This is a genomic window from Mycobacterium sp. (assembly GCF_049683935.1).
Taxonomy (GTDB): Bacteria; Actinomycetota; Actinomycetes; order Mycobacteriales; family Mycobacteriaceae; genus Mycobacterium.
This window is the reverse complement of the sequence record NZ_JBAUJR010000012.1, coordinates 1-13,648: the sequence shown is the minus strand read 5'-3', so window position 1 is coordinate 13,648 and position 13,648 is coordinate 1. Positions and strand designations below refer to the sequence as shown.

General features: G+C 67.3%; 14 protein-coding genes and 1 pseudogene. 8 read left to right on the top strand and 7 right to left on the bottom strand.

The window, feature by feature from the left end; all coding sequences use genetic code 11:
* Nucleotides 1–215, top strand: a pseudogene (locus tag WA965_RS00600) (adenylate/guanylate cyclase domain-containing protein); the annotation flags it as partial.
* Between the two features lie 109 nt (nt 216–324).
* On the top strand, nt 325–807 hold the full coding sequence (locus WA965_RS00595; protein WP_526295791.1) for a TspO/MBR family protein: 483 nt from the start codon (nt 325–327) through the stop codon (nt 805–807).
* 31 nt (nt 808–838) lie between these two features.
* Here WA965_RS00595 and WA965_RS00590 read toward each other — a convergent pair whose 3' ends face one another.
* From WA965_RS00590 to WA965_RS00580, 3 genes are read right to left on the bottom strand one after another with little or no spacing between them, the layout of a single operon-like run.
* Nucleotides 839–3,055: a heavy metal translocating P-type ATPase gene (locus tag WA965_RS00590; RefSeq protein ID WP_526295793.1), complete on the bottom strand. Its 2,217-nt coding sequence runs from the start codon at nt 3,053–3,055 to the stop codon at nt 839–841.
* Nucleotides 3,052–3,216, bottom strand: coding sequence for a hypothetical protein (locus WA965_RS00585; protein WP_526295795.1), 165 nt, complete (start codon nt 3,214–3,216; stop codon nt 3,052–3,054). Before WA965_RS00585 ends, WA965_RS00590 begins: the two co-directional genes overlap by 4 nt.
* Nucleotides 3,217–3,227: 11 nt before the next feature.
* Complete coding sequence (locus WA965_RS00580; protein WP_526295797.1) at nt 3,228–3,434, bottom strand: heavy-metal-associated domain-containing protein; 207 nt, start codon at nt 3,432–3,434, stop codon at nt 3,228–3,230.
* Nucleotides 3,435–3,531: 97 nt separating this feature from the next.
* Between WA965_RS00580 and WA965_RS00575 the strand changes: the two genes are divergently transcribed.
* The gene (locus tag WA965_RS00575) at nt 3,532–4,173 is read left to right on the top strand and encodes a DUF305 domain-containing protein (protein WP_526295799.1); all 642 of its coding nucleotides are present in this window, start codon (nt 3,532–3,534) and stop codon (nt 4,171–4,173) included.
* A gap of 3 nt (nt 4,174–4,176) precedes the next feature.
* Nucleotides 4,177–4,620 carry a D-aminoacyl-tRNA deacylase gene (dtd, locus tag WA965_RS00570; RefSeq protein ID WP_526295801.1) on the top strand — a complete coding sequence of 148 codons (444 nt, stop codon included), beginning with the start codon at nt 4,177–4,179 and terminating at the stop codon, nt 4,618–4,620.
* A 1-nt stretch (nt 4,621) separates the two neighbouring features.
* Here dtd and WA965_RS00565 read toward each other — a convergent pair whose 3' ends face one another.
* On the bottom strand, nt 4,622–5,527 hold the full coding sequence (locus WA965_RS00565; protein WP_526295803.1) for an AIM24 family protein: 906 nt from the start codon (nt 5,525–5,527) through the stop codon (nt 4,622–4,624).
* A gap of 73 nt (nt 5,528–5,600) precedes the next feature.
* Here WA965_RS00565 and WA965_RS00560 point away from each other — a divergent pair, with 73 nt between their 5' ends.
* Together WA965_RS00560 and abmR are read left to right on the top strand one after the other, a co-directional pair.
* A complete protein-coding gene (locus tag WA965_RS00560; RefSeq protein WP_526295805.1) occupies nt 5,601–5,804 on the top strand; it encodes a hypothetical protein in 204 nt (67 codons plus the stop codon).
* 75 nt (nt 5,805–5,879) lie between these two features.
* Nucleotides 5,880–6,455 (top strand): ATP-binding transcription factor AbmR, encoded by a 576-nt coding sequence (abmR, locus tag WA965_RS00555; RefSeq protein WP_178357917.1) that lies wholly within the window; start codon nt 5,880–5,882, stop codon nt 6,453–6,455.
* Between the two features lie 14 nt (nt 6,456–6,469).
* On the opposite strand, the gene WA965_RS00550 is transcribed toward abmR, so the two are convergent.
* The 3 genes from WA965_RS00550 to WA965_RS00540 all read right to left on the bottom strand — a co-directional run bounded on the left by WA965_RS00550 (nt 6,470) and on the right by WA965_RS00540 (nt 12,351).
* Nucleotides 6,470–8,650 (bottom strand): molybdopterin-containing oxidoreductase family protein, encoded by a 2,181-nt coding sequence (locus WA965_RS00550; RefSeq protein ID WP_526295807.1) that lies wholly within the window; start codon nt 8,648–8,650, stop codon nt 6,470–6,472.
* A 66-nt stretch (nt 8,651–8,716) separates the two neighbouring features.
* Nucleotides 8,717–10,621, bottom strand: coding sequence for an ABC transporter ATP-binding protein (locus WA965_RS00545; protein WP_526295809.1), 1,905 nt, complete (start codon nt 10,619–10,621; stop codon nt 8,717–8,719).
* Nucleotides 10,618–12,351, bottom strand: a complete 1,734-nt coding sequence (locus WA965_RS00540) for an ABC transporter ATP-binding protein (RefSeq protein WP_526295811.1) — start codon at nt 12,349–12,351, stop codon at nt 10,618–10,620. Before WA965_RS00540 ends, WA965_RS00545 begins: the two co-directional genes overlap by 4 nt.
* A gap of 118 nt (nt 12,352–12,469) precedes the next feature.
* Between WA965_RS00540 and WA965_RS00535 the strand changes: the two genes are divergently transcribed.
* Nucleotides 12,470–13,060 carry a DUF3558 domain-containing protein gene (locus WA965_RS00535; protein WP_372238539.1) on the top strand — a complete coding sequence of 197 codons (591 nt, stop codon included), beginning with the start codon at nt 12,470–12,472 and terminating at the stop codon, nt 13,058–13,060.
* Nucleotides 13,057–13,596 carry a DUF3558 family protein gene (locus WA965_RS00530; protein ID WP_178357913.1) on the top strand — a complete coding sequence of 180 codons (540 nt, stop codon included), beginning with the start codon at nt 13,057–13,059 and terminating at the stop codon, nt 13,594–13,596. The genes WA965_RS00535 and WA965_RS00530 overlap by 4 nt, the downstream gene beginning before the upstream one ends.
* Nucleotides 13,597–13,648 lie beyond the last annotated feature (52 nt).

Sequence of the window (13,648 nt, the reverse complement as noted above, 5' to 3'; positions counted from 1 at the left end):
GGGAGGGGGACTGGTTCGGCAGCCCGGTCAACCTGGCTGCCCGGGTGACCGGTGCGGCGCGACCCGGGTCGGTGCTCGTGGCCGAGGCCACCCGTGAGGCGATCGGCGACGACGAGCGGTTCGCGTGGTCGTTCGCCGGCGCCAAACACCTCAAGGGCATCAAGCCCGATGTGAAGGCCTTCAGGGCGCGACGGGCCTCTGCTGAGTCCAACTAGTCAACTCTGCTGTGTCACTGTGGTTTGGGCAGTCGCATTTCTGGTCGATTTGTGGATGGTTCGCCCGAGGTTGGTGTTCGATGCATGGGTGAGGTGCCCGGTGGGGTCGATGCGATCAGGTCGCAGGTCCGGGTTCTGCGCGGGCCGAATAGCCAAGACCGCCCTTCCGGTCGCAGCTGCAGCCGTCCTCGGCAACGCCTTCGTCGGCAGCAAATCGATGGAGTGGTTCTCGGAGCTGCGCCGACCGAAGATGCAATTGCCGATGTCCGGCTTCTACATCGTTGGTCTCGCCTACTACGCCGTGATGGGCGTCGTCGTCCATCGCAGCGTGATCCAACGTGACCGCCGGTCCTACCGGCTTGCGCTGATAGTGCTGGCCGGCAATGAGTTATGGAATGTACTGCTGTTCGGTCGACGGAGCCCGCGCGACGCCTTCCTGGGAATCATCACGTTTCTGGTCCCACTGGGTCTGCTTCAGGCCTCGGTTTCCGGCGACCACTCGTCGCGGACCGTACTCGCGCCGTATACCGCCTGGGTGGTCTTCTACGACCTTCCTTGGACGTATCGGCTGTGGCGCCTCAACGTCGCATGAAGGCTGCCGCCCCGGCCACCGACGGCCGTGATCAGCGTGACGGGGTGAAGCCGCGCAGTCGCAGGCTGTTGCCGACGACGAACACCGAGCTGAATGCCATTGCGGCACCGGCGATCATCGGGTTCAGCAGCCCGGCGGCGGCCAGCGGCAACGCGGCCACGTTGTAGCCGAAGGCCCAGAAAAGGTTGCCCTTGATCGTGCTCAGGGTCCGGCGGGACAACCGGATCGCGTCCGGCACGGCCCGCAGGTCGTCACCGATCAGCGTCAGATCGCTGGCCTCGATCGCCACGTCGGTGCCGCTGCCCATGGCCAGGCCGAGGTCGGCCTGCGCCAGCGCGGCGGCATCGTTGACGCCGTCGCCGACCATCGCCACCACTCTGCCCTCATGCTGCAGACGTGTGACGGTGTCGACCTTGTCCTGAGGCAGCACCCCGGCGATCACCTCGTTGATGCCGACCTGCGCTGCCACGGCGCGGGCCACCGCTGCGTTGTCGCCGGTCACCATGATCGGTGTCAGCCCGAGTCGTTTGAGCAGCGAAACAGCTTCGGCCGAGGTGGGTTTCACCGAATCCGCCACCATCAGCAACCCGCGGGCCTGGCCGTCCCAGCCCACGGCGACCACGGTCCTGCCTTCGAGTTCGGTCCGCTCTGCGACGTCGGCCAGCCCCTCGGGAATCGGGTACGAACGTTCGGCCAGCAGTTGAAGCCGACCCAGCAGCACCGGGTGACCGTCGACCGTGCCCTCCACGCCCAGGCCTCTGAGGTTGGCGAAACCATCGACGGCAGGGAGTTCACCGAGTTTGTCGCGGGCGCCGGCGGTGATCGCCCGGGCGATGGGGTGCTCCGACGGACTCTCCACTGCGCCGGCGATTCTGAGCACCTCGTCGGGTTGCTCGTCATCGACTGCGAACACGTCGAACAGCGTCATCGTCCCGGTTGTCACGGTGCCGGTCTTGTCGACGATCACCGTGTCCACCCGCCGGGTGGACTCCAGCACCTCGGGTCCCTTGATCAGGATCCCCAACTGCGCGCCCCGGCCGGTCCCGACCATCAGCGCCGTCGGGGTGGCCAATCCCAGTGCGCAGGGGCACGCGATGATCAGCACCGCCACCGCGGCGGTGAACGCCGCGGCGACCGAAACCCCTGCGCCGAGCCAGAATCCCAACGTGGCCACCGACAACGCGATCACGACCGGGACAAAAACCGCGGAGATCCGGTCCGCCAGCCGCTGGGCCTGAGCTTTGCCGTTCTGCGCGTCCTCGACCATCCGGGCCATCTGCGCCAACTGGGTGTCGGCGCCCACGCGGCCGGCCCGCACGACCAGTCGGCCGTCGACGTTCACCGTCGCGCCGACCACGGGGTCGCCGGGCGTGACCTCCACCGGAACCGACTCACCGGTGAGCATCGACGCATCAACCGCCGAACTGCCTTCGACGACGATGCCGTCCGCTGCGATCTTCTCGCCCGGACGGACCACGAACTCGTCGTCGATCTGCAGCTGCTCGACGGGGATGCGCCGCTCCGCACCGTCCCGCCGAACCGACACCTCCTTGGCGCCCATCTCCAGCAGCGCGCGCAGGGCGGTGCCCGCGCGCCGCTTGGCGCGTGCTTCGAAGTACCGGCCGGCCAGGATGAAGGTCGTCACCCCGGCGGCCGCTTCGAGATAGATGTTGCCGGTGCCGTCGGTGCGGGCGATCGTCAGCTCGAACGGGTGGGTCATCCCCGGTGTGCCTGCGGTACCCCAGAACAGCGCAAAAACCGACCAGCCCAGTGCGGCGAGGGTTCCCACCGAGATCAGCGTGTCCATGGTGGCGGCGCCGTGCCGCAGGTTCGCCCATGCCGCCCGATGGAACGGCCACGCGCCCCACACGACGACGGGCGCGGCCAGCGTCAGGGACAGCCACTGCCAGTTCGTGAACTGCAGGGCCGGGGCCATCGCCATCGCGATCACCGGGATCGACAGGGCAAGGCAGATCAGCAGCCGTTGGCGAAGCGCCGCAGTCGGATCGGTCGAGGGCCGGTCCTCGGCGGCGGGGGAGGGCTCGGGCAGTCGGGCCTGGTAGCCGGTGGCCTCGACGGTGGCGACGAGTTGTTCGGGCGTGACGTCGTCACCGAATTGCACGCGGGCCTTCTCGGTCGCGAAGTTGACGGTGGCGGTCACGCTGTCGAGTTTGTTGAGCTTCTTCTCCACGCGTGCGGCGCATGACGCGCACGTCATGCCGCCGATCGAGAGTTCGACGGTGTTCATCGGACGTGTCCGTCGTGGGACGGCTGATGTTCGCTCGTCACCGCCGGGTGCGGCACCGAGATGTCGGGATTGGGGCCGAAGGTTCCGCCCACCCAGACGGCGATCGCGAACACCGCGACGAGCGCGGCGGCGAATGCGGCGATCCTGGTGACGACGGTCATGGGGGTCTGAATCAGCCTGCCAGCTGGTAGCCGGCTTCTTCCACGGCTGTCCGCAGGGCGGTGGCATCGACGGGCGCGTCGCTGTCGATCGTGACCGTACCGTTGGAGACGTCGACGGTGACGTCGACGACGCCGGGGATGGTGGAGAGTTCGGCCCGCACCGACGATGCGCACCCGCCGCAGCTCATGCCGGCGACGGTGATGGTCGTGCTGCTCATGGAGTTCCTTCCCCCGGGGTGGTTGGTGGCGGCCGCGTGACCCATGTGTACCATACCCCCCTAGGGTATTCAAGTGGTTCGAAAGGAGCAGGGACTGATGCGCAGACACAGTGTGCTGGCCGGAGCGGGTGCCGTGGGCGCTACCGTCGTGTTGCTGATGTCGGGGTGCAGCAGCACCGCGACAGAAGCCGAGGGCGAGCAGAGTACGCAGGACCATGAGTCGACATCGCAGGCGGCCAGTTCGCACAACGACGTGGATGCGACGTTCGCCCGGGACATGATTCCCCACCATGAGCAGGCGATCGTGATGAGCGACATCGTGCTGGCCAAGGACGGGATCGACCCACGCGTCACCGAGCTGGCCGAACAGATCAAGGCGGCGCAGAATCCCGAGATCGAGACCATGCGGGGCTGGCTCGCGCAGTGGGGAACGGACTCGGCGCCCTCCGGTCACGAAGGTCACGACATGTCCGGCGAGATGTCGGGGGACATGTCGGCCCACGAGGAGATGGGCATGATGACCGAAACGCAACTCGAGCAGCTGCGACAGGCGCAGGGCGCCGAGGCGAGTCGGCAGTTCCTCGACGGAATGATCGCCCATCACGAAGGTGCGGTGCGGATGGCTCAGGCCGAGATCGACGGCGGGCAGTCCGAGGCTGCGCGACAGCTGGCCAACGACATCGTCGACACCCAGCAGCGCGAGATCGTCGTGATGAAGCAGATCCTCGGCACGCTGTAGATCGTGCGAATCCTGGTGCAGCGGGTGACGTCCGCTCGCGTGACGGTCGCCGGCGGCCTCGGAACCGAGACCGTCGGCGAGATTCACCCGCAGGGGCAGGGGCTCGTCGCACTCGTTGGTGTCACCCACGACGACACCGTCGACAAGGCGCGACGGCTGGCCGAAAAGCTCTGGCAACTCAGAATTCTCGACAACGAGAAATCCGCGAGCGACGTCGGCGCGCCGATCCTGGTGGTCAGTCAGTTCACGCTCTACGGCAACACCACGAAGGGCCGTCGCCCGACGTGGAACGCTGCGGCGCCGGGGGCGGTCGCCGAACCGTTGGTCGGTGAGCTCGTCGACGCGCTGACGGTGCTGGGCGCGACGGTGCAGACCGGGGTGTTCGGTGCGGACATGCAGGTCGAGCTCGTCAACGACGGGCCGGTGACCGTGCTACTCGAGCTGTGAGCTACTGCGCCGCCGTGATCTGGAACCCCTCCGAGGGTTGCACGATGACAAATCCGTTGCCGTAGAACGACACCTGCACGGCCTCCCCGGAGCCGCGGCCGATGAGGGCTCCCGCCTTGAAGCTCGTCTTCAGCTGCGTCTGCAGATTCGCCGACCACGCCACCACCGCCTGAGTGTCGGCGAACGTCGGGGCCTCGGCCGCGTTGAGCACGACGGGCGGGCCGTCGGTGGTCAGCGCGACCCAGCCGCTGCCGCGCAACGTGGTGTTGAACAGTCCGCCCGTCGCGATACTGCCGCCCTTGACCCGCTCGATGTTCCAGTCGAGGCTGGTGGAGAACGCCAGGACGTTCTTTCCGCTGATCGACAGGCCCGAGTTCGTCAGATTCAGCAGGTGCACGTGGTAGGAGCGCTCGGCGAGGAAGACGTCGCCCTGACCGGAGCAGCGCATCAAGGGCAGGCCTTCACCGGTGAGGGCCTTCTTGATGAACTTCGACGCCCCGCCGCCCTCGAAGGCGAAATCGACGTTGCCCTGGTAGGCCACCATCGATCCCTGCCTGGCCATGAACGGCTCGCCCAGACGGACCCGGAGCAGCCTCGAGTTCTGGTTGGCGATCGCCTTGGATTCCTTCTCGCTGAACCGACCGTCGACCAGGTCACCGCTGATGCCGGCGAATCCGTCGGGTCCGCCGAGCACGGGCTGCGCCTGGCCGCCCTGGTGCTGGGCCTGATGCTGGCCATGTCTGCCCGGGTCTGTCGCCGATTCCGCCTGGGGCGCGCCACCCAGCGGTGCCCTACTCACCTGACCTTGAACAGAGACCTGATCGGTCCACTGCTGTCCGTCGAACCACCGGTACTCGTAACGACCCTCGGGGTCGGGCTGCCAGCTGCCTTGTCCAGGTCCTGTCATCGCTGCCTCCTTCGACTTGCACCGGATTCACACACTATGCCGCCCCGCGCCCGCGGGCTGGCATCCTTGGGAGATGGCAAAGGAAATGGATCGCCAGCGCGCCCAGGGCGCCGTCGCGGTCATCAAACAGCATCCCGGCATGGTGCTGTTCGTGCTGTCGCCCGCCCTCGTTGCGCTCGGCGTGGTCTGGTGGTTGTTCGGCGCCGGCTGGGCCTTCGTGCTGCTGGTCGCCGGAGCGCTCGGCGCCGGCGCGGCAGTGCTGCTCAAGCGCCGCTGACGGTTCACCGCTCGAACAGTTTCGCCGGCGGTGAACACATGCCCACCAGCGATGCAACGGTGTAATCATGTAATCATGAGACACCACCCCCACAGCCGCAGGTCGGGCCGCTCCGGCGGCTGGCAGCAAGCCGACCAACCCGATGCCACAGACGCCGCCGACTGGTTCGCCGGGCGGCTACCCGAAGGCTGGTTCGCCGGTGACCCCGAGGTCGTCGTCGACCGCGAGGAGATCACCGTGATCGGCCGACTGCCCGAACCCGAGAGCGCCGAGAGCGACGCTCGTGCATCGGGTCGGGCGGCGCGATTCCGGGAGCAGACCCGCGCGGACCGGATGCGCATCGCCGACGAGGCCGAGGCACGCTACGACCGCAAGGTCGCCTGGGGCGTAGAAATTCCAGCGATCGATTCCGACTCTCCCCCCGAGCGAATTCTGTTCACCCACATCGCGGTACCGGTGATGACCCGGCTGCGGCAGCCAGAACGTCAGGTCCTCGACACGCTGGTCGACGCGGGTGTGGCGCGGTCGCGCTCCGATGCGCTGGCGTGGTCGGTCCGACTCGTCGGCGAGCACACAGACGAGTGGCTCGGCAAGCTTCGGGACGCCATGCGCAACGTCGACGACCTGAGGGCCGAGGGGCCGCAGGTCTGACGGCGGGGCGGTTGTCAGCCCACGCGTCGGACGCCGACGTAGGACGAGTTCAGCGCCGAGGTCTGCGACAGCGGGTCCACCGGTCCGCCGTCGACCAGCAAGTTGCGGTTGACCCCGAACGACTCGGGTGCCGCGCCGCCGCGTGGGTCGAAAACTCTTGAGCCCCAGCCATGGTCGATGATGACCACGCCTGGCCGGGGCCGCTCGCTCAGCGCGGCATCGAGGTCGATCGCGCCCACCGCCGAGAACACCGAAACCCGATCGCCGTCGCTGATGCCCAGCCCGGCGGCGTCCTCGGGGTGGATGAGCACCTCGGTGCCCTTGCCCGCCGGGTGCAGCCCGGGTATCTCGTTGAGCCACGAGTTCATCGAGTGCCGGTGCCGCCGGTTGGCCAGCTGGAACGGATAGCCTGCGGGGGCCTCGACGGGAGGTTCGGCCAGGAGTTCGATTGTCCGCGCGACGAATTCGGGCGGCGCCACGTGCACCTTCTTGTCAGGCGTGCGCAGCGCCTCCTTGAAGTGCCCGAACTCCCGCGGGCCCAGCACCCAGCCGTGCGGATGCGCGAGCACATCACGCCATCTGATCCTGCGGCCGTTGAACTTCCGGCCGGTGGCGAGCACAAGGCGGTCGATCCAGTGCGGAGTGAACTCCAGTCGCGGTGTGCCCGTGACAGCGGCGGCCCGACGGGTGGCGGTGATGAAGCTGTTGAAACCCTTGGCGCGGAAGAGCGGTTTGCCCATCGCAATCGCAAGGTCGACGAAGATCCGCCACTCCTGGCGTGCCCCCGGAGGTGGCTCGACGGCCTTGGCCCCGTACTGCAGATAGGGCTCGTCGTGCATGTTGCTGGTGAACGCCAACAGATCATCGCGTTCGAGCCAGTGCACCGCTGGCAGCAACCAGTGCGCGTGCCGATGACTTTCGCGTTGCACGAAGTCGATCACCACCAGCAGGTCCAGTTGCGACAGCGCCTCGTCGAGCTTGGCCCCGTCTGGTCCGGACACCACCGGGTTGCCACAGTTGATCAGCATCGCCCGGATCTGGCCTGGTCCGGGTGTGGTGATCTCGGCGGGGAGTTCGGACAGCGCGTGGGCTCCGGCCACCATCTCGCGACCCGACAGTCGGTTGCGGTGCGGGCTCGTCTTGACCATGCCGGACATCCGGATCGCGTCGACGTACCCTGGCTCGTACCGTCGGCCACCGGGACGGTCCATCCGTCCGGTGATCACATTCAGCACGTGCCCGAGCCACTCTGCGACGGTGCCGGTCAGGTGCATCGACACTCCGGTGCGGGTCACCACCATCGCGCGTTCGGCGGCCGCGAACTCCCTTGCCACATCGATGATCTGAGCGCTGTCGAGATCGCACCGCCGCGCAAGGTCGTCGATGTCGGCCTCGGCGACGAGGGCGCGCAACTCCGTCACGCCGGTGGCGAGTTCGGTGCAGTCCTGCTGGTGCTCGAGGCTCTCGTCGAGGATCACCTTCACCATGGCGAGCAGCAGGGCCCAGTCCTGGCCCGGCCGTACCGCCAGGTGGCGGTCGGCCTTCTCGGCGGATTCGGTGAGCAGCGGGTCGACGACGACGATCGTGGCGCCGTGTGCCTGGCGGGCCAGTGCGCGTCGCCAGCCGCCGGGCACTGTCTCCAGCCAGTTCCATGCGCTGACTGCGGGGTTGGTGCCGATGAGCAGGAAGTAATCACAATTGTCGATGTCGGAGACCGGTGCCATCAGAATCGACCCGTACATGGCCGCCGCGACCACGTGCATCGCGTTCTGGTCGATCGAGCCGACGAAGTACCGGCTGTGGGTGCCGATCGCGTCCAGCCAGCCGTTCATGAAGATGATGTTGGACGACGAGAAGCCGGACGGATTGCCGTAGTACACGCCGACAGCGTCCGGGCAGTCGGCGTCGATGACGGCGTTCATCCGGGCCGCGATGTCGGCGATCGCCTCCTCCCACGTCGCCTCGACGTAGGAGTCGCCCACCCGACGCATCGGATTGAGGATCCGTCTCGGATGCTCGACCAGTTGACCGGCGGTGCGGCCCTTGGCGCAGAAGTCGTGCCAGGTGTGCGGGTTCTGCTTGTCGGCCGAGATCTTCACCACCCGGTTGTCCTGAACCGTCACATCGACACCGCACGAGGCCAGGCAGTACCTGCAGAACGTGTGAACGGTCCTCGGGTCCGACTCGGTGCTCATGGCGCCATCCTGCCCGACACCGTCGGCGAGATCCGCCGATCGTCATTGAGCACAACGCTTATGGCTTCACGCCTGCGTCATGGTCCAGTACTCGCCGCGGCGGGCGAGCAACTCGGCGTGACTGCCGCGTTCGACGATCCTGCCCGCTTCCAGGACGAGGATCACGTCGGCATCGCGGATCGTCGAAAGCCGGTGCGCGATGATGAAACTGGTGCGGTCGCGACGCAGTCGGCTCATCGCGTGCTGGATCAAAACCTCGGTTCGGGTGTCCACCGAACTCGTCGCTTCGTCGAGGATCAGCAGCTGAGGTCGGGCCAGCACCGCGCGCGCGATCGTGATGAGTTGCTTCTCACCCGCGCTGATGTTGGTACCGCCGTCGTTGATCCGGGTCTGGTAGCCGTCAGGCAGCGTGTGCACGAAGCGATCCACATAGGCCGCCGTGGCAGCCTCGAGCACTTCCTCCTCGGTGGCGTCGGGCCGGCCGTAGGCGATGTTGTCGTACACCGTGCCGGCGAACAGCCAGGTGTCCTGCAGCACCATCCCGATGCGCGAGCGCAGTGAACCGCGGCTCACCGACGCGATGTCCACACCGTCGAGCAGGATCCGGCCCGCATCGACGTCGTAGAACCGCATCAGCAGGTTCACCAGCGTCGTCTTGCCCGCACCCGTCGGGCCGACGATGGCGACGGTGGTACCGGGTTCGGCGATCAGCGACAGATCCTCGATGACCGGGGTGTCGGGCAGGTAGCCGAACCACACGTGGTCGAACTCGACACGGCCACGGCGCTGGTCGTCGGGGGCGGGCATCACCTCGGACGAATCGGGTGGCTCCTCCTCGGCGTCGAGCAGATCGAAGACCCGTTCGGCGCTCGCGATGCCGGACTGCAGGGTGTTGTACATACCGGCGATCTGCGTCAGCGGCTGGTTGAACTGCCGTACGTACTGGATGAACGCCTGGATGCTGCCGAGGGTGATCTGCCCCGTAGCGACCTGCAGACCGCCCACCACCGCCACCGCCACATAGCTCAGGTTCCCGACGAAGATCGTCGCCGGTGACACCAACCCCGACAGGAACTGGGCGCCGAAGCTGGCGCGGTAGACGTCGTCGTTGAGCTCACTGAACTGTTCCTCGGCGTGCGCCCGGTGCCCGAAGGTCTTGACGACGGTGAAGCCGCTGTAGGTCTCCTCGATGTGGGCGTTGAGCCTGCCGGTGTCCCGCCACTGCGCGACGAACAGTTTGGCCGATCTGCGTGCGATCGAGCGGGTGACCCACAGCGACAACGGCACCGTCACCACCGTGAGCAATGTCAGCAGCGGGGAGATCGTCAGCATCATCACCAGCACGGCGAACACCGTCAGCACCGAGGTCAGCAGCTGGGTGATCGACATGGACAGGGACGTCTGCACGTTGTCGACGTCGTTGGTCAGCCTGCTGAGTACCTCGCCGCGCTGGCGCGAGTCGAAGTACCGCAGCGGAAGCCGGTGCACCTTGTCCTCGACATCGGAGCGCAGCGCGACCATCGTTCGCTGCACGACGACGTTGAGCAGCCGCGCCTGCATCCAGACCAACAGCGCGGCAACCAGATACAGCGCCAGCGCCAGCGCCAACGTCCGTGCCACGCCGCCGAAGTCGACTCCCTGCCCGGGCACCACGTTCATCCCGGACAGCAGGTCGGCGAAACTGTCGTCGCCGCGGGCACGCGCCGCCTCGACAGCCTGCTCCTTGGTCAGTCCGTCGGGTAATTGGCGGCCGATGACGCCGTTGAAGAGCAGATCCGTGGCGTGACCGAGTATTCGTGGTCCGATCACCCCGATCGCGATGCCGCCGACGCCCAGCAGCATCACCGCGACGGTCATGCCCCGCTGGGGGGTGAGCCGAGCGAGAAGCCGGAGCGCCGTCCCCTTGAAGTCGCGCGACCGCACCTCGGGCGGTTCTGTCCCGCGCATCGCGCGGCCCATCGGCCCGGTCATGCCTCGCCGGCCTTCACCGATTGGGAATCCGCGAACTCCTGGTAGGCGTCACAGGTCTGGAGGAGGTGCTCGTGGGTTCCGGTGCCCACCACCCGGCCGTCGTCGATCACGACGATCTGGTCGGCGCCGGCGACGGTCGAGATGCGCTGCGACACAATCATCACCGTCGACTGCGAGGAGATCTCGCGCAGGCCGGCGCGAACGCGGGCATCGGTGTGCACGTCGAGTGCGGAGAATGCGTCGTCGAACAGGTAGATGGCGGGCCGGCGGATGACGGCGCGGGCGATGGCCAACCGCTGGCGCTGCCCGCCGGAGAAGTTCATGCCCGCCTGTGACACCCGCATCTGCAGCCCGTCGGGGTGGGCTTCGACGAAGTCGTCGGCCGCGGCGATCCGCAGCGCGTCCCACATGTCGTCGTCTGTCGCGTCCGCTTTGCCGTAGCGCAGGTTGTCGGCAACTGTGCCCGAGAACAGGTACCCGCGCTGCGGGACCAGCCCGATGATCGACCAGAGACGTTCGACGTCGAGTTCCCGAACGTCGATCCCGTCCACGCTGACCGAGCCGTCCGTCACGTCGTACATACGGCAGATCAGCGACAGCAGCGTCGACTTGCCCGACCCCGTCGAGCCGACGATGGCGGTGGTGGTGCCGGGTCGCGCGGTCAGCGAGACATCCTGCAGCACCGGACGGTCCGCGCCCGGATAGCTGAAGGTGGCCGCGTCCAAACGCACCTCGCCGGTCAGCGTTGCCGGGCTCAGTGCGTGCGGCGAGCTGGTGATCGCCGGCTGCGTGGTGAGCACCTCCGTGATTCGCTCCGCGCAGACCGACGCCCGCGGGATGATCACCAGGATGAACGTCGCCATCAGCACCGCCATCAGGATCTGCATGAAGTAGGACAGGAAGGCGATCAGCGACCCCACCTGCATCTCGCCCGCGTCGATGCGCATCCCGCCGAACCAGATCAACGCCACGCTGGACACGTTGATCACCAGGGTGGTCACCGGCAGCATCAGCGCCTGCCAACGCCCGGCTTCCAGCGCGGTGCCGGCCAACGCGCGGTTGGTCTCGGCGAATCGCTTGCGTTCGAACGACTCCCGCGCGAACGCCCGGACCACCCGTAGCCCGGTGAGCTGCTCACGCATCACCCGGTTGATGGCGTCGATCTGGTGCTGCAGGCGTCGGAAGATCGGCAGCAGATGAGAGACGATCCAGTAGTTGGCGATGGCCAGCAGCGGCACGCTGACCACCAACAGCCACGACAGACCGGCGTCCTGGTGAATGGCCATGAAGATGCCGCCCACACACATGATCGGGGCGGTGATCAGCATCGTGCAGGTCAGCTGCACGAGCAACTGGATCTGCTGGACGTCGTTGGTGGTCCGGGTCAGCAGCGACGGCGCGCCGAAGCGTGCGGTCTCCTCGGCGGAGAAACCGGTGACGTGGTGAAAGATCACCGAGCGCAGGTCCCGGCCGACACCCATGCTGGCCCGCGACCCGAAGTAGACCGCACCGACGGCGCACACCACCTGCAGTGCGGTCACCGCGAGCATCACCGCACCCAGCTCGACGATCCGACGCAGGTCGCCCTGCGCGACGCCGTCGTCGATGATCGCGGCGTTGACCGTCGGAAGGTAGAGCGTCGCAAGAGTGCTGATGACCTGGAGTGCCGCCACCACCGAGAGCGGCTTCCGGTACGGCTGCACGTGCCGTCGGAGCAGCACCCAGAGCATCCCGCTACTGTCGCACACCGGCCCGGCGGGACGCGTGTTCGGCTGGCCCACCTGAGAATTGCTTAAATAAGCAGGTCAGTCGGCATGTCGGTGGTTCACGCCGAACGCTGCCGCTACAGTGCATGGCGTGACATCCAGCAAGTCGGCACGCGCTGCCTCGTCCCCCCGCGTGCGCGGGGCGCTGGCCGTGGCCGCCGCGGCCATGCTCACGGTGGTCGCCGGGTGCTCGGATTCGGACCCGGCATCCCCGGAAGTGCCCGCCACCGACGCTCCGCAGCAGGAGATCGCGCACGGACCGTTCTTCCCCCAGTGCGGCGGCATCAGCGACGAGGAGATCATCAAGCAGACCCAGGTGCCCGGTCTGGTGAACACCGCCCAGACGTCGGTGGGCTGCCAGTGGCTCGCCGGCGGCAGCATCCTCGGTCCTCACTTCTCCTTCACCTGGTTCCGCGGCAGCCCGATCGGCCGTGAGCGCAAGACCATCGAGTTGTCCCGCACCAGCGTCGAAGACATCAGCATCGAAGGCCACGACGGCTTCATGGGGGTCAACGAAGATCTCACCACGGGTGCGGTGAACCTCTGCGAGATCGGTATCCAGTTCGACGACGACTTCATCGAGTGGTCCATCAGCTACGCCCAGCCGCCGTTCCCGGACGCATGCGACGTCGCCACCGAACTCACCCGCCAGTCGATCGTGAACTCCCGGTGAGCGCCCGTCGGGCCCTGGCCGGGGCATTGGCCGGCCTGGTCGTGCTGACCGGGTGCACACAGACCGTCGAGGGCACGGCGGCACAGGCGGGCAGCGGAAACGTGCCCCGCAACAACGACTCGGAGCGCCAGTACCCGAACCTGCTGAAGGAATGCGACGTGCTCACCGAGGACATCCTCGCCGAGACCGTCGGGGCCGATCCGTTGGACATCCAGAGCACGTTCGTCGGTGCGGTCTGTCGGTGGCAGGCGGCCAATCCCGCCGGCCTGGTCGACATCACCCGCTTCTGGTTCGAACTCGGCGACCTGGACAACGAACGCTCGACCGCCGAACAGTTGGAGTATCAGATCGAGAGCCGGTCGATCGCCGGCATCCAATCGATCGTGATGCGGCCCAACGACCCCAACGGGGCGTGCGGTGTCGCCAGCGACGCCGCCGGTGTCGTCGGCTGGTGGGTCAACCCTCAGTCGCCCGGCATCGACGCCTGCGGTATGGCGATCAAGCTGATGGAGTTGACGCTGGCCACCCGCGCTTAGCGCGCGCCCTGCCGTCTTGCGCGCTCAGCGCGCCCCCGTCGTCTTGCGCGCT

Coding starts and splice junctions, on each gene's coding strand:
- WA965_RS00585 (WP_526295795.1), bottom strand. CDS start 3,216: ATGACCGTCGTCACCAGGATCGCCGCATTCGCCGCCGCGCTCGTCGCG.
- WA965_RS00565 (WP_526295803.1), bottom strand. CDS start 5,527: ATGACAGGACCTGGACAAGGCAGCTGGCAGCCCGACCCCGAGGGTCGT.
- WA965_RS00575 (WP_526295799.1), top strand. CDS start 3,532: ATGCGCAGACACAGTGTGCTGGCCGGAGCGGGTGCCGTGGGCGCTACC.
- WA965_RS00580 (WP_526295797.1), bottom strand. CDS start 3,434: ATGAGCAGCACGACCATCACCGTCGCCGGCATGAGCTGCGGCGGGTGC.
- WA965_RS00590 (WP_526295793.1), bottom strand. CDS start 3,055: ATGAACACCGTCGAACTCTCGATCGGCGGCATGACGTGCGCGTCATGC.
- WA965_RS00550 (WP_526295807.1), bottom strand. CDS start 8,650: ATGAGCACCGAGTCGGACCCGAGGACCGTTCACACGTTCTGCAGGTAC.
- WA965_RS00540 (WP_526295811.1), bottom strand. CDS start 12,351: ATGCTCTGGGTGCTGCTCCGACGGCACGTGCAGCCGTACCGGAAGCCG.
- WA965_RS00595 (WP_526295791.1), top strand. CDS start 325: ATGCGATCAGGTCGCAGGTCCGGGTTCTGCGCGGGCCGAATAGCCAAG.
- WA965_RS00545 (WP_526295809.1), bottom strand. CDS start 10,621: ATGACCGGGCCGATGGGCCGCGCGATGCGCGGGACAGAACCGCCCGAG.
- abmR (WP_178357917.1), top strand. CDS start 5,880: ATGAGACACCACCCCCACAGCCGCAGGTCGGGCCGCTCCGGCGGCTGG.
- WA965_RS00560 (WP_526295805.1), top strand. CDS start 5,601: ATGGCAAAGGAAATGGATCGCCAGCGCGCCCAGGGCGCCGTCGCGGTC.